General features: G+C 49.3%; 18 protein-coding genes. 7 read left to right on the top strand and 11 right to left on the bottom strand.

The window, feature by feature from the left end:
- Nucleotides 1-59: 59 nt before the first annotated feature.
- Both ACO0K2_RS12355 and otnI read left to right on the top strand, forming a co-directional pair.
- Nucleotides 60-1,028, top strand: a complete 969-nt coding sequence (locus ACO0K2_RS12355; RefSeq protein ID WP_423019170.1) for a bile acid:sodium symporter family protein — start codon at nt 60-62, stop codon at nt 1,026-1,028.
- Nucleotide 1,029: 1 nt separating this feature from the next.
- The gene (gene otnI / locus ACO0K2_RS12350; RefSeq protein ID WP_423019168.1) at nt 1,030-1,818 is read left to right on the top strand and encodes a 2-oxo-tetronate isomerase; all 789 of its coding nucleotides are present in this window, start codon (nt 1,030-1,032) and stop codon (nt 1,816-1,818) included.
- A 74-nt stretch (nt 1,819-1,892) separates the two neighbouring features.
- Here the strand turns inward: otnI and ACO0K2_RS12345 are convergent, their stop codons facing one another.
- Entirely contained in the window at nt 1,893-2,918 is a 1,026-nt protein-coding gene (locus tag ACO0K2_RS12345; RefSeq protein ID WP_423019166.1) for an NADP-dependent oxidoreductase, read from the bottom strand.
- Between the two features lie 341 nt (nt 2,919-3,259).
- On the opposite strand from ACO0K2_RS12345, the gene purU reads away from it, so the two are divergent.
- Complete coding sequence (gene purU, locus ACO0K2_RS12340; protein ID WP_423019164.1) at nt 3,260-4,132, top strand: formyltetrahydrofolate deformylase; 873 nt, start codon at nt 3,260-3,262, stop codon at nt 4,130-4,132.
- A complete protein-coding gene (locus tag ACO0K2_RS12335) occupies nt 4,132-4,674 on the top strand; it encodes a YaeQ family protein (protein WP_423019162.1) in 543 nt (180 codons plus the stop codon). The genes purU and ACO0K2_RS12335 overlap by 1 nt, the downstream gene beginning before the upstream one ends.
- 158 nt (nt 4,675-4,832) lie before the next feature.
- Here ACO0K2_RS12335 and ACO0K2_RS12330 read toward each other — a convergent pair whose 3' ends face one another.
- The 3 genes from ACO0K2_RS12330 to yjgA all read right to left on the bottom strand — a co-directional run bounded on the left by ACO0K2_RS12330 (nt 4,833) and on the right by yjgA (nt 6,923).
- Nucleotides 4,833-5,507: an alpha/beta hydrolase gene (locus ACO0K2_RS12330; protein WP_423019399.1), complete on the bottom strand. Its 675-nt coding sequence runs from the start codon at nt 5,505-5,507 to the stop codon at nt 4,833-4,835.
- Nucleotides 5,508-5,704: 197 nt separating this feature from the next.
- Entirely contained in the window at nt 5,705-6,325 is a 621-nt protein-coding gene (mog, locus tag ACO0K2_RS12325; protein ID WP_423019160.1) for a molybdopterin adenylyltransferase, read from the bottom strand.
- Nucleotides 6,312-6,923, bottom strand: coding sequence for a ribosome biogenesis factor YjgA (gene yjgA / locus ACO0K2_RS12320; protein ID WP_423019158.1), 612 nt, complete (start codon nt 6,921-6,923; stop codon nt 6,312-6,314). The genes mog and yjgA overlap by 14 nt, the downstream gene beginning before the upstream one ends.
- Nucleotides 6,924-7,103: 180 nt before the next feature.
- Here yjgA and pmbA point away from each other — a divergent pair, with 180 nt between their 5' ends.
- Nucleotides 7,104-8,456: a metalloprotease PmbA gene (pmbA, locus tag ACO0K2_RS12315; protein ID WP_423019156.1), complete on the top strand. Its 1,353-nt coding sequence runs from the start codon at nt 7,104-7,106 to the stop codon at nt 8,454-8,456.
- Nucleotides 8,457-8,521: 65 nt separating this feature from the next.
- Here the strand turns inward: pmbA and ACO0K2_RS12310 are convergent, their stop codons facing one another.
- The 7 genes from ACO0K2_RS12310 to ACO0K2_RS12280 all read right to left on the bottom strand — a co-directional run bounded on the left by ACO0K2_RS12310 (nt 8,522) and on the right by ACO0K2_RS12280 (nt 15,291).
- Nucleotides 8,522-9,235 carry an ABC transporter ATP-binding protein gene (locus ACO0K2_RS12310; RefSeq protein ID WP_423019154.1) on the bottom strand — a complete coding sequence of 238 codons (714 nt, stop codon included), beginning with the start codon at nt 9,233-9,235 and terminating at the stop codon, nt 8,522-8,524.
- Nucleotides 9,232-9,993 carry an ABC transporter ATP-binding protein gene (locus ACO0K2_RS12305; RefSeq protein ID WP_423019152.1) on the bottom strand — a complete coding sequence of 254 codons (762 nt, stop codon included), beginning with the start codon at nt 9,991-9,993 and terminating at the stop codon, nt 9,232-9,234. Before ACO0K2_RS12305 ends, ACO0K2_RS12310 begins: the two co-directional genes overlap by 4 nt.
- Entirely contained in the window at nt 9,994-10,863 is an 870-nt protein-coding gene (locus ACO0K2_RS12300; RefSeq protein ID WP_423019150.1) for a branched-chain amino acid ABC transporter permease, read from the bottom strand.
- 3 nt (nt 10,864-10,866) lie between these two features.
- Nucleotides 10,867-11,748, bottom strand: coding sequence for a branched-chain amino acid ABC transporter permease (locus tag ACO0K2_RS12295; protein ID WP_423019148.1), 882 nt, complete (start codon nt 11,746-11,748; stop codon nt 10,867-10,869).
- 193 nt (nt 11,749-11,941) lie between these two features.
- A complete protein-coding gene (locus ACO0K2_RS12290) occupies nt 11,942-13,090 on the bottom strand; it encodes an ABC transporter substrate-binding protein (protein WP_423019146.1) in 1,149 nt (382 codons plus the stop codon).
- A gap of 300 nt (nt 13,091-13,390) precedes the next feature.
- On the bottom strand, nt 13,391-14,788 hold the full coding sequence (gene argH / locus ACO0K2_RS12285; RefSeq protein ID WP_423019144.1) for an argininosuccinate lyase: 1,398 nt from the start codon (nt 14,786-14,788) through the stop codon (nt 13,391-13,393).
- A 275-nt stretch (nt 14,789-15,063) separates the two neighbouring features.
- A complete protein-coding gene (locus ACO0K2_RS12280; protein WP_423019142.1) occupies nt 15,064-15,291 on the bottom strand; it encodes a hypothetical protein in 228 nt (75 codons plus the stop codon).
- Between the two features lie 242 nt (nt 15,292-15,533).
- Between ACO0K2_RS12280 and ACO0K2_RS12275 the strand changes: the two genes are divergently transcribed.
- The gene (locus ACO0K2_RS12275; protein ID WP_423019140.1) at nt 15,534-15,980 is read left to right on the top strand and encodes an OsmC family protein; all 447 of its coding nucleotides are present in this window, start codon (nt 15,534-15,536) and stop codon (nt 15,978-15,980) included.
- A complete protein-coding gene (locus tag ACO0K2_RS12270) occupies nt 15,973-16,854 on the top strand; it encodes a pirin family protein (protein ID WP_423019138.1) in 882 nt (293 codons plus the stop codon). The genes ACO0K2_RS12275 and ACO0K2_RS12270 overlap by 8 nt, the downstream gene beginning before the upstream one ends.
- Nucleotides 16,855-17,045 lie beyond the last annotated feature (191 nt).

Raw genomic sequence — 17,045 nt, 5'->3', positions numbered from 1 at the left:
ACGAAAGTAGCGCCATGAATGACTTATTTCACCGTTTCGGGATGATTTTTGGAGCGATTATGCAGCGACCCCGTTTTTTACCTGACAATATGACCCTGCTTTTGCTGACAGTCGTATTGATTGCCAGTTTTTTTCCTGCACGTGATCACGTTGCCGCTTTTTTTGATCAATTATCTGTCTGGATGATTGCGTTGCTCTTTTTTATGCATGGTGCAAAGCTATCACGGGAAGCGGTCATATCAGGTTTGACGCATTGGCGTTTGCATTTATTGGTACTGGCTATTACGTTTGCCGTGTTTCCTGTGATCGGTATCGTGATTAAGCCCGCCGTATTACCTTTGCTGACGCCTGATCTTTATATGGGGATTTTGTTTTTATGCATGCTGCCATCGACGGTACAGTCATCCATTGCTTTCACCTCAGTGGCGAAAGGGAACGTCTCTGCGGCAGTCTGTAGTGCGTCAGCGAGTAATTTGTTTGGGATTTTTCTCACGCCATTATTGGTGAGCGTGTTGTTGAAAACTACTAGCGGGTCTGGTTCTTCCCTCGATGGTATGTTGAAAATTATCGTGCAATTACTCTTGCCATTTGTTGCTGGGCAGCTGCTACGACCTTTGTTACAGGCCTGGATAACAAAGCATGCCAAGGTCTTAAAAATGGTCGATCAAAGTTCCATCTTATTGGTTGTCTTTGTTGCGTTTAGCGAGGCAGTTGTACAAGGTTTATGGACGCAAGTGCCATTAGTCATGTTAATCAGTATTCTGATCATTAGTGCCACCATGCTAGCGATCATCATGGTGATGACGACGTGGGCGAGTCGCCGTTTGGGCTTTAATAAAGAAGATGAGATTACGATTGTCTTTTGCGGATCGAAAAAAAGCCTTGCTAGTGGCGTGCCAATGGCAAAAGTGTTATTTTCAAGCGGATCAGTTGGGTTGGTATTGTTACCGCTGATGTTATTTCATCAGTTACAGTTGATGGTGTGTGCAGTGCTCGCACAACGTTACGCAAAGAGAGAAGGGGCGTGAGATGCCGCGATTTGCAGCAAATTTAAGCATGATGTATCAGGAGTTGGATTTTTTAGAGCGATTCGGTGCCGCGGCTGCTGATGGTTTCAAGGCCGTAGAATTTCTCTTTCCTTATGCCTATCCTGCGCAACAGATTCGTGATGCACTCGATGCTGCAGGGCTGCAGCAAGTACTTTTTAATGCACCACCTGGCGATTGGGCGTCGGGCGAGCGGGGTATTGCATCGTTGCCAGGGCGTGAAAGTGAATTTAAGGAGTCCATTGCGCTTGCGATAGACTACGCGAAAATTCTTGGTAATCGTCATATTCACGTCATGGCGGGACTGTTGCGGCCTGACCAAGATGCAGAGAAACATCGTGCAGTCTACTTGCGCAACCTTGCCTATGCCGCGTTGCTTGCGTCACGTGCAGAGATGACCATCCTCATTGAACCGATCAATCATCGTGACATGCCAGGTTATTTTTTAAATTACCAGCATGATGCGCATCAGATTTGTGAAGAGCTTGGAAATACCTCATTGCAGGTACAGTTTGATATCTACCATTGCCAAATCATGGAGGGGGATATCGCAACGAAACTTAAGCGTGATCTTTCCCGTCCGACTGGCGGTGTCGGACATATTCAGATCGCTGGTGTACCGAATCGACATGAGCCAAGTGACGGTGAGGTCAATTATCCGTATCTCTTTACCTTATTGGATGAGCTAGGTTACGCTGGCTGGGTCGGATGTGAATATCGTCCCAAAGCAGGAACGTCGGCGGGGTTGGGGTGGTTAAAACCTTACCTTTGATGGTGTGTTCGGCCTAATAACCCCTAAAAACGCCTCTCTACCGTGTATGAGAGGCGTTTTCCTGATGGTTTTCTTTATTCTGGGCTGACTTGTAAAATCAGTTTCCCAAAATTTTTCCCTTCAAATAACATCATCAGTGTGTCTGGGAATGTTTCCAAGCCTTGCACGATGTCTTCGCGTGTGTGGAACTTACCTTCGGCCATCCATTGCCCCATTTCTGCAACGGCGTCACCATACCGGGCTGCATAATCGAAGACGACGATGCCTTCCATGCGTGCGCGGTTCACCAACAAGGACAAGTAGTTTGCAGGGCCTTTTACTGGCGTTGTATTGTTGTATTGTGAGATTGCGCCGCAGATAATAATGCGGGCTTTCATATTGATACGGGTGAGTACCGTGTCAAGGATGTCGCCACCGACGTTATCAAAATACACGTCAACGCCATTCGGGCAATGTTCTTTTAAGCCGTCACGGACAGAACCTGATTTATAGTCGATGCATGCATCAAATCCTAATTCATTGACCACAAAATCACATTTGTCTTTACCGCCTGCGATACCGACCACGCGGCAGCCTTTTTGTTTGGCAACTTGACCCACTGTTTGTCCAACGGCACCTGCAGCGCCAGATACAACGACAGTTTCACCTGCTTTGGGTTGTCCTACATCCAAAAGCCCAAAATAGGCCGTCATCCCTGGCATGCCCAGCGCGTTTAAGAATTTCGGTAAAGGTGCCAGACGTGGATCCACTTTATAAAAGGCAGCCGTCTTATCTGTCGCTTGACCGATCCAGTAACTCTGTACACCGGTGCCGCCGGAAACGTAGTCGCCGACCGCAAAACGAGGTGACTTGGAAGCGATCACTTTACCAATCCCACCAGCACGCATCACCTCATCAATCGCCACCGGACGAATGTACGATTTACCCTCGTTCATCCATCCGCGCATGGCTGGATCCAAAGAGAGATAAATGGTCTGGACGAGGATTTCACCGTCGGCCAGTTCGCGCACTTCTTCGGAAGTAAAGCGCCAATCGCTGTGTTTTGGCGTCCCGACAGGGCGGGCGGCAAGACGGTATTGCTGATTAATGCGTGTAGTCATGGGGTCTCCTTTGTTTTTGGAATGATGAGGGATTATTTGGTCTCACTTGAATGCTTACTTGTACTTTTGCTTATATTTTCACTGTTGTTGCATGACTTGCTTCTAGTTGTACTGAAGTTTACCGTCGAGAGCGTCAATAGTTCATCGTGAACAAATGCAATAACGACTATACATGAATTAGAACGTTCGTGCTTTTTATTTTCCTAAGCATCGTAAAAAAAGCGGTTGCTGATTTGTGTGTCAGAACGTGCGACAATACTCAGTTATATTTTTCGCTCGATGACCAAATTAAATTTGTTTTCTATCCAGAAAATTGTTTTTTTGGATAATATGATATTACTATGACAATACAACCAGAATACATCCTGACCCTATCTTGTCCCGATCAGCGCGGTATCGTGCACAGTGTTTCGGGATTTTTGGCCCAGCATGGCTGCAACATCATTGATTCGGCGCAGTTCGGTGACGCCCAGTCGGCAACATTCTTTATGCGTGTTCATTTTGCCGTAGAAGACGCTTCGATCGAAGACGCTCAACTGCGTCAAGAATTCGCTGAGCTGGCTGATGGCATGCAAATGAATTGGCAACTTCACGACGCGCATCATAAGCCGCGTGTGATGCTGATGGTGTCTAAAATCGGTCATTGCCTCAATGATTTGCTTTTCCGCTACAAGAGTGGTTTATTGCCTGTCGAAATCAAAGCGATCGTGTCGAATCACACGGATTTTTACCAATTAGCCGCTAGCTACAACATTCCATTTCATCATTTCCCATTGGCTGCGGGGGCTTCCCCAGAGGCAAAACAAGCGCAAGAGCAGAAAATTCTTGAAATCGTCGATGCCAATGAGATTGAGTTAGTGGTGTTGGCACGTTACATGCAGATTCTGTCGCCAATGATGTGTGATGCCTTACGCGGTAAAGCGATTAATATCCATCATTCGTTTTTGCCAAGCTTTAAAGGGGCAAAACCTTATTACCAAGCGCATGAGCGCGGCGTCAAACTGATTGGGGCAACAGCTCACTTCGTCACGGGGGATTTGGATGAAGGCCCGATTATCGAACAGGATGTTGAACGGGTGGATCATGCGATGGATCCTGAGACCCTCACTGCGATCGGCAGGGATGTGGAGTGTGTGGTGTTGGCGCGTGCAGTGAAATGCTTTGTTGAACACCGTATTTTGTTAAATGGTCATAAAACGGTGGTATTTAAGTAATGGCACTCAAATCAATTATTTATAAAGCGGACTTAAATATTTCCGACATGGATCGTGGTTATTATGCCGACCACAGCCTGACCATTGCACGCCATCCTTCTGAGACTGATGAGCGCATGATGATCCGCGTATTGGCGTTTGCGATTCATGCTGCAGAGCGTTTGGAATTTGGTAAAGGTATCTCGGATACAGAAGAACCAGACTTATGGGAAAAAGACTATACCGACGCGGTTCAGCTTTGGGCTGAGGTCGGGCAGCCGGATGACCGGCGGTTACTCAAAGCGTGTGGACGTTCAGAGAAAGTGGTCGTCTATAGCTTTGCAAGTGCAAGCGATATCTGGTGGAAACAGATGAATAGTCGTCTGGATCGGGCTAAAAATCTGAAAGTGATGAATGTTCCCGCCGAGCAGAGTCAAGCGTTAGAAAAGCTGGCGCAGCGGACGATGCAATTGCAATGCACGATTCAGGATGGTCAGATTTGGATGTCGGCTGGCGATGCGTCCGTGCAGATCGATATTGAGACCTGGAAAGACTTCGGTTAATCGCTGTGACTGTTGCCAATAGGTGATGTCCTCGCTCCAGCTCCCGCTCGTGTTGGAGCGGGAGCTGAAGCTGGAGCTGGAGCTGTGTTACACGACGGTCGACGGTCGAAGGCACGCTGTACCTACGTTATCGTCAGAATGTTAAGCACAATGTCACATCAGACTTTCAAGACTGAGCGTAGCCAGTTGCCAATGTCGTCAATCTCTTCCTGGCAAACGGAGTGTTGCATCATATATTCATGCCACTCAACGGGATAACCCATTTCTTTCAACAGATCGCGCGATTGTTCGGCACGCTGGATAGGAATGACTGGGTCAGCGCGACCATGAACGAGGAAAATCGGCGTGTGTTGATTGGCCGCATGACGCTCGCTTGCAACCACATCCCGCAGCGGCACATAACCAGACAGGCACAATAGTCCCGCTAATTTCTCTGGATGCCGGAGACCTGTTTGCAACGTCATTGCGCAGCCTTGGGAAAAGCCTGCCAAGATGATGCGATGAGCTGGAATACCACGAGCCACTTCGCGTGCGATGAGTTTTTCAATCTCTGCCTGCGAGCTGCGTAAGCCTTTTTCATCTTCACGTCGGACAATGTCCGTCCCAAGGATGTCGTACCAAGCGCGCATGACATAGCCGCCGTTGATTGTTACCGGCATTGTTGGTGCATTCGGGAATACAAAACGGATCGCCGGACAGTCGTGCAGGTCGAGTTCCTTGACGATGGGGACAAAGTCATTGGCATCGGCACCCAGACCGTGCATCCAGATGATGGCAGCGCTTGGCTGTGGGCCGCTTTCTAATTCAATGGTATCAAGTAAATTGCTCGTCATGGACTTGGCTTTCTTCTTGGTGGTTAATGGTGTCGTGGGGCGCACGTCTACCTGTTTTGCTTGACTCAAATTGTTGATGCCTACAGTGAGGTATAGCAGTCCACACTGTAGCAGCCACCGACGTTGGAGAGTAGGTGGCGCTGGATCAACCGTAGGATACATCTTAGGCAGAAAGTGTGGATTGTCGTCGTGCCAGCTTATTGTGCTGGGCGGCGGATGGCTGATTTCGGCCGAAAGGCTTTGCACACAGCATCGTTTGTCTCAATATATGGACCGCCAATGAGGTCGATACAATAAGGAACGGCAGCAAAAATACCGTTCACAATGGACACACCATCCGCATCTTTGAGACCTTCTAAGGTTTCTTTGATTGATTTGGGTTGTCCTGGCAAATTCAGAATCAATGCAGCATGGTCGGCCGTTTCGCGAATCACAGCGATCTGGCGCGACAAAATGGCGGTAGGAACAAAACGCAGACTAATTTGGCGCATTTGTTCGCCGAATCCGGGCATTTCTTTGGTCGCCACCGCGCGTGTCGCTTCGGGCGTGACATCGCGTCGGGATGGGCCAGTGCCCCCAGTGGTGATCACCAGATCGCAGCGCGCGTTATCAACCAGATCGATCAGTGCTTGCTCGATCGCAGGGCGCTCATCGGGAATGAGTCGGGTTTCCATTTGCCATGGACTGGTCAGCGCTTGACTGAACCATTCCTGAAGGGCTGGCAGACCCTGATCTTGGTAGACGCCAGCCGAAGCGCGATCAGAAATCGACACGAGGCCGATGCGGAGCGCGCGATCCAACGGATCAGTATTGCTCATCTTCCTCGTCCTCTTCGTCTTCCAAATCTTCTTCGTCAGTGGCATTGCCTTTGTTATCGGCTTTTTGCAATTGTTTCAGAATTTGGAAAATTTCGCGGTAGGCTTTTGGTGGCTTGTTTTCTGCTTGCTCTTTACGGGCATTGCGGATCAACGTACGCAAATGTTGCACATCCAGCTCTGGATGCTCTGCCAGTAATTCTGTGAGTGTATTGTCATCTGTGAGCAATTTGTCACGGCGGCGTTCCAGTGCGTGCATCGCAGCGGTTTCTGCTTTGGACGCGCCTTTCCAGCTGTCGATGGTTTTTTGGATCAATGCGACTTCCTCTTCATCGAGCGTGCGCATTTTTTTACCGACGTATTGCATCTGACGGCGGCGACCTTCATGGTTGGTAATTTGCTGGCACTCAAGGATGGCATCGCGCACATCTTCAGGCATAGGAACGCGCTTGACGCGTTCACGTGGCTGTTCGACCAATTCTTGTCCCAATTTTTGCAGCGCGGTCATTTGGCGCTTTAATTCGGATTTTGATGGACGGTCGTACTCTTCTTCAAACTCATTGGACTGGTAGCCACATGAGCCACGATTTGGATTTGGCATAATTCTGCGCCTTTACTATAAACTTTACTAAACGGCTGCTATGATACCCTTTTTAGCTGGGATATACGCAAAAATGCCCTTTGAAAGCGTGTAATCGTTTATCTGATATTGGTAAGCGCACCCTTTTGAGGCACGTTGGCGCCGTCCCATTAGCCTAATCTCTTCACAGAAATCGTCTCTATGAGCAAACCCGTTTTTACACATACCCAGGATCAGTTGCAGCAAATCGCCCAAGATATGTTGCTTTTTGCGAAAGAAAAAGGCGCTTCCGATGCCGCTGTTGAAATCAGTGAAGGGGGTGGTTTATCCATCAGTGTTCGCAAAGGGAAAGTAGAAACCATCGAACAAAATCGCGACAAGGGCATTGGTATTACCGTCTACCTCGGGCAACGTCGAGGCAATGCGAGTACTTCGGACTTTTCCAGCCAAGCATTACGCGATACGGTCGACGCTGCCTATAACATCGCGCGTTTTACAGCCGAAGACGATTGCGCCGGTCTTGCAGATGCCGATTTATTTGAGACTGCGCCACGCGATCTGAAGCTATGCCATCCTTGGTTGATCAGTGCGGAGGAGGCGATTGATATCGCGCAGCGGACCGAGGCGGCGGCTTTTGCGGTTGATAAACGGATCACAAACAGTGAGGGTGCGAGCGTTCACGTACAGCAATCACATTTCGTTGCTGCCAATTCACGGGGATTTATGGGGGGATATCCCATTTCCCGCCACACGATTTCCGTTGCGCCGATTGCAGGTAAAGGCGCAAAAATGCAACGCGATGACTGGTATTCATCCCAGCGCAATCCTAAAAAGCTAGCAAAACCCGAGGATATCGGGCGCTACGCTGCTGAGCGGGCGCTCGCACGGTTGAATGCGCGGAAGCTGGATACGCGGAAATGTCCAGTGTTGTTCGAAGCGCCGCTGGCCGCTGGATTGTTAGGTTCCTTCGTGCAGGCAACCTCTGGTGGGGCGCTCTATCGCAAGTCGACCTTCTTGCCAGATTCTTTGGGTAAACAGATTTTCCCGGATCATATTCAAATTGTTGAAGATCCGCATGTGATCGGTGCGATTGGCTCGTCCCCGTTCGATGACGAGGGGGTCAGAACAATGAAGCGGGACGTCGTGCTTCATGGCGTCTTGCAGGGTTATTTCCTGTCATCCTACTCTGGACGTAAGTTGGGAATGAAAACGACAGGCAATGCAGGTGGTTCTCATAACCTGAGTTTGCGTTCTAGCCAGACCAAGCGCACCGATAATTTTGCAGCGATGCTGAAAAAAATGGGTACAGGCTTATTGGTGACCGAGTTGATGGGGCAGGGCGTGAATTACGTCACCGGAGACTACTCACGCGGTGCGTCTGGTTACTGGATTGAGAATGGCGTTATTCAGTATCCCGTCGAAGAAATCACCATCGCTGGCAATATGCGCGACATGTTCATGCAAATTGTCGCCGTCGGTGCGGATAGTTTGATTCGGGGCACCAAAGAGACTGGATCTATTTTGATTGAAAGCATGACGGTTGCTGGGAGCTGATGCGCTTCTAACGTGATGGATATCAGCGCCGGACGGTCATGCGTCCGGCGCTGTTTTTTTGGGATTTAAGTACCCAGATAGGCTTCGATGACGCGTGGATGATTCAGAAGATTGGCGCCACGATCATGCAGCACCATTTCGCCGTTTTCTAGAACGTAGCCATGTTCGGCAATTTTTAAGGCTTGTTTAACATTTTGTTCCACAAGCAAGATGGTGAGCCCGGTCTGATTGATCTCTTTGATTATCCTGAAAATTTCCTGCACCATCAGAGGGGCAAGACCCATTGAGGGTTCGTCCAGTAATAAAATTTTGGGACGCGCCATCAATGCGCGGCCAATGGCAAGCATTTGTTGCTCGCCACCAGAGAGATTGCCAGCGAGCCCCTTAGCCCGATTTTTGAGCACCGGGAACAAGGAATAAACCCAAGCGAGGTCGGCAGCAATGTTGGCCTTGTCACGCCTCGTGTAGGCGCCGAGATCAAGATTTTCTTGTACAGTCAGCGTACCAAGAATAGCGCGCCCCTCTGCGACCTGTACCACTCCTTTTTGCACAATATGGTGCGGAGACGCTGAGCGCAGTTCTTCTCCATCGAGCATCACACTTCCAGCGCTTGCTTTAATCAGACCAGAAATCGCCAACAGGGTTGTACTCTTGCCCGCACCGTTGGCACCCACCAAGGCAGTGACTTTGCCAGCCTCCAAAGCGAGATCGATCCCTTTTACTGCCTTGACGTGACCGTAGGCGACGTGCAGTTGGCTAACGGTAAGGAGGGCGCTCATTCTGCATCCTCCTTGCCAAGGTAGGCCTCAATGACTGCGGGATTTTGTCTAATTTCTGCTGGTGTCCCATCGGCGATTATTTTGCCGAAGTTGAGTACGGCGATGTGATCGCAAAGCTCCATTACAAAGCGCATATCGTGTTCGATCATGAAAATGGCATATCCTCTATCACGTATATGCTTGATCTCTACCATGAGTTCTGTTTTTTCTGCGGGATTCATGCCTGCGACGGGCTCGTCCAGAAGCAGCAGCTTTGGCTCAGTTGCTAAGGCGCGGGCTAATTCGAGTTTGCGTTGTTCGCCATAGGATAAATTGTCCGCCAGCAGATCGGCTTTGTGATCGAGTCGAACCCATGACAAAAGTTCCATCGCGCGCTCTTTTGCTTTTTTTTCAGCTTGCTTGAATGACGTGAGATGAAAAAGCAAACTGAGCGGGTCATAGCGCAAATGTCGATGCATGCCAACAATGACGTTCTCGATCAAACTCATTTCTTTAAAAATGCGGATATTCTGGAACGTTCGTGCAATCCCTGCATCGGTGATTTTATGCGACGGAATTTGGCGGAGGTCTTGCCCATTAAATTGGATGTCTCCGCTGGATGCCTGAATAAGGCCGGTAATTAAATTAACGATGGTGGTCTTTCCTGCACCGTTTGGTCCAATTAAACCAAAGATACTTCCTTGCTGCATGCTAAAACTCACATCGTGCAACACCTGAAGTCCACCGAAATTTTTACTGACAGAAGTTAACGTCAACATTTACTGCACCTTTGTTGAAGGGAGGCGACGGCGCCATTGGCGCAATTTGGCTGGGTCACAAATGCCCTTGGGCAGGTACAAAATGACGATGATCAATATCAGTCCATTTGCAGCGAGCCGAAAATCTTTGAGCGAGCTCATTAATTCAGGCAAGACACTCAATGTGAAGCTGCCAACCAAAGGGCCGATCAGATTACTTGTGCCACCAAAAACAGCCATCGTTAAGATATCGACGGCGTTTTCGAATCCATAGTTGGCGGGACCGATCGTGAAGGTATAGTGTGCATTGAGTCCGCCAGCAATTCCTGCGATAACCGCACCCATCACAAACGCAATGAGCTTGTAGCGTCCGACGTTGACTCCCATTAACCTTGCTGCGATTTCGTCTTCTTTGATCGCTTCAAAGGCCCGTCCCACTTTAGAACGCCGCATTCTTGCCAGTCCGAATAACATCACGGCAAGCAAGAGGGCGATGTGCCACCATTCTGTTTTTTGTTCGATGCCATTGAGCCCCATCGGCCCGCCGGTGATATCGAGGTTAAGAACAATGACGCGCACCACTTCACCAAAGCCCAGCGTTGCCATTGCTAAATAAACGCCGGACAGGCGTAGCGTCGGTACGCCAATCGCCAATGCCACGATCGCTGGAGTGACTGCCGACGCAAGTAAAGCGACCGGAAACGACAGACTCGTCTGCATCGTGATCATTGCCGCTGCATAGGCGCCGATCCCCATGAATGCTGCGTTGGCAAGCGACAGCAAACCGCATGACAGCGTTAAATAAATCGATAGTGCCAGCATCGCGTTGATGCCAATCCCAAAAATTACCGAGCTGTAAATCGCCCAAAAGCCGTCCCACCATTCGAGCATGACTTACGCCTTTCTTTCTAATAATTTGCCAAACATGCCAGCGGGTTTGACCAATAAAATCACAAATAACAAACCAAATGCAACGGCATCGCGATAATCGCTGGAGAGATAGGCGACGCTCATGACTTCCGCAAATCCAAGGAAGAGTCCGCCGAGGAGCGCGCCACGGATATCACCCATACCACCCAAAATGATGACCGCGATCCCTTTATGGAGCATTGGTTGCCCCATGAAAGGGGAGATAGCATTGAAAGAAAGTCCCACCAAAACGCCTGCTGCACCACCGAGTGCTGCAGCGGCAAACGAGGTCAGAAAAAATAAAGCCTCGACGTTAATGCCGAGTAGATAGGCCGCTTTGGGAGATTCAGCGATCGCCCGCAACGCTTTGCCGAGTTGGGTACGTTGCATCATCGCCAGTAATGCCAGCATTAATCCAAACGAAATCAAGACGATTGCTAATTGCACTTCAGTCAGGTGTAAGCTCCCAACGCTGATGCTATCCTCTGGAATAGTGCCTATCGGGAACCGTTGATTTTCCGCACCAAAAAATCCTTGCGCGATATTGGTGATCATGATGGCGACACCGATGGTCGCGATCATGGGGGCGAGGTGAGGTGCTTGTCGTTTGCGTAGTGGACGTAATACCAGGAAATCAACGATCACGCCCAGCAAGCCACAGGCGAACATCGCCACGAGCATGGCGAGCCATAACGACACTTGAAAATGGTTGACCAGCAAGAGCGCAATATAGCTCCCGAGCATAAAAATGGCACCGTGCGACAGGTTAATGACGCCGAGAACGCCAAAGATCAAAGTAAAGCCTAAAGCAAACAGGGCGTAGACGCTACCAAGCGTCAGCGCATTCATCAGTTGTTGAGCAAACATGGTGTTCCAGAAGGTTCAAGCGTGTTCTTTTGATCGATCGCAGAACAAGACTTGGTTAAACGACAGGGGTGCAAGCCGTTCGCGGAAGATGCATTGCGTGAGTCATTCGTTGATTGTCGCTGGTACAGATCAACGGGGGGGCAACAGGCAGTGATCAATTGATACTGATGTGCCTGTTGCCGCGGATCTAGCCTTACTTCAGTAACGTGAACTTACCACCTTTAGCAATATTAACGATCGCATCTTGCTGCGCATCAAAGCCCGCTTCTTTGCCATCTTTTGGTGCTGCACGACGGAAGGCAAATTTGCCAGTGGCACCTTCATATTTGATGGCAGGCAGAGCATCACGCAGCGCAATACGATCTTTATTTAAATCACCGCTCAGTTTGATTTTTTTAATGCCTTCAGCGACGATATTCATCGCATCATAGGCCTGTGCAGCAAACTGATCGGGGTCTGTTCCGTATTTTGCCTTGTAATCGGTCATGAACTGTTTATTTGCCGCTGACGGATTTTCAGCAGACCATGGGCTACCCATCAACGTGTTATCCGCAGCATCTTTTGCAATGTCGAATAATTTAGGCGAGTTGAATCCATTGCCGCCAATGAAGGGTTGTTTCATTCCCAGAGAGCGTGTCTGCAAAATAATGTTGGCTGCTTCTTCCGCTAAGCAAGAGCACACGATGGCATCTGGTGCGGATGATTTGATTTTTGTGAGTTGGGCTTTGAAATCGACGTCACCTTTGGCATAGGTTTCTGTTTCTGTGACCGCTATTTTCTGTTCTGCCAGTGTTGCTTTGAAGACGTCATAGCCGCTCTTGGTAAAGGCATCATCGTTACCGTAAATCACTGCGACTTTTTTGATATTAAACTGCTTGATCGCCGCTTTGGTGGTCACAGGCAATACATCCGCTTCCATGACAGAGTTGCGGAAGGTGAATGGTCCTAAGTTGGTGATGCCATCGGCGGTATTGCTGGTGCCAAAGACCACCGTTTTTGTTGCGTTAGCGATGGGGTCGGCTGCAAATGCTGAGTTAGAGAGGGTAGGGCCAAAGACCATCAAGACTTTGCTCTGGAAAATGAGCTTCTTGAATACGTTGATCGCTTCTTCTTTTTTTCCTTGTTCATCTTCAACGACCAAAACAATTTTGTCGCCATTGATGCCGCCTTTAGCGTTAATGCTGTCTGCCGCAAGGGTGAACCCGTTTCGGATCGCGACGCCATATTTTGCTGCAGGCCCGGAAAGCGCCTCGGCAACACCAATTTTAATTTCTGCGGCTTGCGCCAATGTTGCAGAACCAATCAAAGCACTCGCGACAAGCCATTTAAGCTGGTGTGACATCAACATCTCCTGGAATATTTTTGTTCAAGAATGACAAAGACGTGAGCAAAAGTTTTTATTTGCTTCATCCTATTTTGCCAAAGATTGTATTGCTTGTCTCTATGAACAGCAATACAAAGCGTGCTTTTGTCTATTTTGCGCTGCAGCATAGTCGGTCGCCGTAATGACACAACATTGTTTCTTTGGCGATGATATTGACTTTACATCGATCGTGCAGGGAGTGGCGATGACGCGTGTGGGTGGGGAGGGGAGGATTCATCGATGGGGCACATCGTAATGAATCCTCGGTGGTAATGCAGTTTAAGCGGTCAGTTTTTGGCGTGCTCTGGCGATTGCTAGGCGCACTTGGTTTGGCGCCGTACCACCAATGTGATCACGCGCCGCAACGGAGCCTTCGAGGGTCAGTACCTCGAAAATATCTTCGCCAATCAATGAAGAATAGGTCTGCAACTCTGCAAGCGACATGTCGCTGAGATCGCAGCCTTTTTCTACGCATGTTTTGACCGCGTGAGCAACGGCCTCATGGGCATCACGGAAAGGTAAGCCTTTTTTCACCAGATAATCGGCCAGATCCGTTGCCGTTGCGTAGCCTTGCAAGGCCGCAGCGCGCATCGCTTCTGGCTTAACGCTGATGCCGGTCGCCATATCAGCGAAGATACGGAGGGTATCAATAATCGTATCGACAGTATCAAATAAAGGCTCTTTATCTTCTTGGTTATCTTTGTTGTAGGCCAGTGGCTGGCCTTTCATCAGCGTGAGTAAGGAAATGAGGTGACCATTGACCCGGCCAGTTTTACCACGGGCAAGCTCAGGGACATCCGGATTTTTCTTTTGCGGCATGATGGATGAGCCAGTACAGAAGCGATCGGCAATATCAATAAAGCCCACACGCGGACTCATCCAGATGACGAGCTCTTCTGACATCCGTGAAATATGGGTCATGATCAGTGCCGCTGCAGCGCAGAATTCAATCGCAAAGTCACGATCCGAAACAGCGTCAAGCGAGTTGTAGCAGACTTCGTCAAAGCCGAGTGTGCGGGCAACGCGTTCACGATCAATCGGGAAGGTGGTGCCAGCCAATGCGGCTGCGCCCAATGGCAAACGATTGACGCGCTTGCGGCAATCCTGCATGCGTTCTGTATCGCGTCCAAACATCTCAACGTAGGCCAGAATATGATGACCAAAAGTGATTGGTTGGGCGACTTGCATGTGCGTAAAGCCTGGCAGAATCGTGTCGGCATTTTTTTCTGCCAAATCAATCAATGCACCACGCAGACCGCGAAGTAAATCAATGATGTTGTCAATCGCTGCGCGCATGTAGAGACGAATGTCGGTAGCGACTTGATCGTTGCGTGAACGGCCAGTGTGCAGGCGCTTTCCTGCATCGCCAACGAGTTCAGTAAGGCGTTTTTCGATATTTAAATGGACGTCTTCCAAGTCAAGTAACCACTCAAATTGACCGGATTCAATTTCCTGCTGAATTTGTGCCATACCACGTTGAATATCTGCGTAATCTTGCGCGCTGATAATGTGCTGGGCACTCAGCATTTCTGCGTGAGCAAGCGAGCCTTGAATGTCAACGCTAGCCATACGATTGTCAAAAAATACAGACGCTGTGTAACGTTTGACCAGATCAGAAACTGGTTCAGAGAAACGCGCAGACCATGCTTCGCTTTTTTTATTGAATTGAGATGTCATAGTTGGGTGATAACGATTGAAATACGTTTGAAATCCGTTTGAAATCCGTTTGAGGTCGGTTTGCGTTGCCACGAGGACAGTGTTGCGTCACATGTGGCGAAAAGTTACCCCGATTATAAAACACTGAGCCCGCTTTGCCCGTTTTTCGATGGATGCCTATGCTGATATATTAGGCGGTATGGTGTAGCAATGTCGCCAATGGGCATTGCTCTATGGCAGGAAGCAACGAGTTTGTGCTTGTTTGTGCTTCATAGTGGTGCTTGATGAACCTGCCCTCAGCGCCAGATTGGCAGGCCTGTCAGGTCCGTGTTCTCGTCATGCACCCAAGCAGGGAGTCCGCTAATGTCGGTAGGCCCCAATACTTCTAACAAATTAAGCTGAACTTGTTTCGCTGCTCGGTTGCGTTTTGGTGGGGTAATTGGTTTGCGGATTTCTGGTGTTTCTGTCTCTGGCTCGGCAAAGCCGGGTAATTCCATGGTCGCGTTATCTTTGTTATCTTTCATCGGATTGCATCTAGTTCAAGTTCTGTGCAAATTGGGACACGAAGGTTACGCGATATCGAGAGCCGATTCAATGCCTTTTTGTTGTGAACCGACTTGTGATTGGTTTTTCTTGATGTTTTTTAATGCTTCTGAATGGAGGTGAGCGTCGAGAGGAGCTGCTTTTCTATTCATGGATGTGCGACTACAATTCAGATGCTTGTTAAAATTTTAAAACACTTACTTTATCGATGGATACCTAAGTCATGACAATTGAAGCAACATTGCACCGAGCAAATGGCGCCTTGACGACCTTGAGTAATGGACGTCATGTCTGGAATGCGGATGTGGATCGCACCGCGGGATCGCTGGATCGGGCGCCAGATCCTCACGATTTGTTAGATGCTGCTTTGGCGTCTTGTACTACCTTAACATTGGAGTTGTATATTCGTCGACGCCAAATGGCAGTGACCGATCTTCGCGTGACAGTGGACCGCGTAGAAGGTAAAAATGAACAAGGGCAGGTCACCTATCACATGCTGCGCCGCATCTCTATTGAAGGGCCGATCACCGATGCTGAACGGTCACGTTTGATGGAAATCGCCGACAAGTGTCCTATTCACAAGTTACTCACTGGACAGATTTCGATTCAATCAGAAATGATGTCGTCGAGCCATCCTGAAGAAAAAACACAGGGTGCGGGGAATGAGTGAACTGACACTGCTGCGCGGACATGTCAGTGAAATCGCCAAAGGGTTAAAAGTCCGGCGCGTACTGCCAGCGGCGGCCAAACGGTCTATTGGTCCTTTTGTATTTTTTGATCATATGGGACCTGTGACGATTCCTCCGGAGATCGATAGCGATGTTGGTGCTCATCCCCATATTGGTCTGGCGACACTGACATATCTGTTTGAGGGGAGTTTTATTCATCGAGATAGCGTCGGAAGCGTGCAGTTGATCACGCCGGGTGACGTGAACTGGATGATCGCTGGAAGTGGTGTGGTGCACAGCGAACGGGTGTCGGAGGAAGAACGTGGTAAGTCTCGACGATTACATGGCTTGCAGCTATGGGTTGCTCTTCCGCCTGAGCTCGAAGAAATGAATCCTTCTTTCCAACATGTTGCTGCACGCGATATTCCACAGTGCGAACCAGAGGGGGGTGTGGTGGTTCGTGTGTTGGTCGGGGAGGCGTTTGGACTGGTCAGCCCAGTTGAGACGACGTCGAATACCTTGTATTTGGACGTGCAGATGTCCGCCGGCAGCCAATGGTGTTTGCCGCCACTTGCCGAGGAAATGGGTATATACAGTCCAGAATTCACGTTGTCTGTGGGGAGTGATGACATTCCTGCGCAACAGATGTGTTTGGTTCCTACAGCGGCGAATTTGGTTCTGCGTGCAGGCGATGCGGGTGCACGGTTTGTTGTGATTGGTGGTGCTCCACTCAAGCAGCCGGTGCGCATGTGGTGGAATTTTGTCTCTGTCGATCGGGAGCGCCTTGCCGAAGCAGCGTACCGTTGGGAAACCGGTGATTTTACGATGATTCCTGGCGAAACCGAGCGGTTAGCGGCTCCAAGATGGACTGATTGAGAAACGTTGGATAATGAAGAAAATTGCGAGGTCGCTTTTTTGTGCGTAGATGCGAATGGTCGATTCGCGTGGGTGTTGGATCTCGAAGGCAACAAGCTTGGGTTGTGGGAGCCGAAACAAAAAGCGGATCATTAGCTTAGACGGTGTCGATGGCTTTTTCGGCGTTATTGTGTTCGGTAACACTCCATTGA

The organism is Undibacterium sp. MH2W (assembly GCF_049340215.1).
Taxonomy (GTDB): domain Bacteria; phylum Pseudomonadota; class Gammaproteobacteria; order Burkholderiales; family Burkholderiaceae_D; genus Undibacterium.
The sequence above is the reverse complement of the archived record's forward strand: the minus strand, read 5'-3'. Positions and strand labels throughout refer to the sequence as shown.

Bases quoted from the DNA above. Each gene is read 5' to 3' on its own strand.
- ACO0K2_RS12290 (WP_423019146.1), bottom strand. From the start codon at position 13,090: ATGTCACACCAGCTTAAATGGCTTGTCGCGAGTGCTTTGATTGGTTCT.
- ACO0K2_RS12300 (WP_423019150.1), bottom strand. From the start codon at position 10,863: ATGCTCGAATGGTGGGACGGCTTTTGGGCGATTTACAGCTCGGTAATT.
- ACO0K2_RS12295 (WP_423019148.1), bottom strand. From the start codon at position 11,748: ATGTTTGCTCAACAACTGATGAATGCGCTGACGCTTGGTAGCGTCTAC.
- purU (WP_423019164.1), top strand. From the start codon at position 3,260: ATGACAATACAACCAGAATACATCCTGACCCTATCTTGTCCCGATCAG.
- ACO0K2_RS12355 (WP_423019170.1), top strand. From the start codon at position 60: ATGCAGCGACCCCGTTTTTTACCTGACAATATGACCCTGCTTTTGCTG.
- ACO0K2_RS12310 (WP_423019154.1), bottom strand. From the start codon at position 9,235: ATGAGCGCCCTCCTTACCGTTAGCCAACTGCACGTCGCCTACGGTCAC.
- yjgA (WP_423019158.1), bottom strand. From the start codon at position 6,923: ATGCCAAATCCAAATCGTGGCTCATGTGGCTACCAGTCCAATGAGTTT.
- ACO0K2_RS12330 (WP_423019399.1), bottom strand. From the start codon at position 5,507: ATGACGAGCAATTTACTTGATACCATTGAATTAGAAAGCGGCCCACAG.
- ACO0K2_RS12280 (WP_423019142.1), bottom strand. From the start codon at position 15,291: ATGAAAGATAACAAAGATAACGCGACCATGGAATTACCCGGCTTTGCC.
- argH (WP_423019144.1), bottom strand. From the start codon at position 14,788: ATGACATCTCAATTCAATAAAAAAAGCGAAGCATGGTCTGCGCGTTTC.
- otnI (WP_423019168.1), top strand. From the start codon at position 1,030: ATGCCGCGATTTGCAGCAAATTTAAGCATGATGTATCAGGAGTTGGAT.
- pmbA (WP_423019156.1), top strand. From the start codon at position 7,104: ATGAGCAAACCCGTTTTTACACATACCCAGGATCAGTTGCAGCAAATC.
- mog (WP_423019160.1), bottom strand. From the start codon at position 6,325: ATGAGCAATACTGATCCGTTGGATCGCGCGCTCCGCATCGGCCTCGTG.
- ACO0K2_RS12275 (WP_423019140.1), top strand. From the start codon at position 15,534: ATGACAATTGAAGCAACATTGCACCGAGCAAATGGCGCCTTGACGACC.
- ACO0K2_RS12270 (WP_423019138.1), top strand. From the start codon at position 15,973: ATGAGTGAACTGACACTGCTGCGCGGACATGTCAGTGAAATCGCCAAA.
- ACO0K2_RS12345 (WP_423019166.1), bottom strand. From the start codon at position 2,918: ATGACTACACGCATTAATCAGCAATACCGTCTTGCCGCCCGCCCTGTC.
- ACO0K2_RS12335 (WP_423019162.1), top strand. From the start codon at position 4,132: ATGGCACTCAAATCAATTATTTATAAAGCGGACTTAAATATTTCCGAC.
- ACO0K2_RS12305 (WP_423019152.1), bottom strand. From the start codon at position 9,993: ATGTTGACGTTAACTTCTGTCAGTAAAAATTTCGGTGGACTTCAGGTG.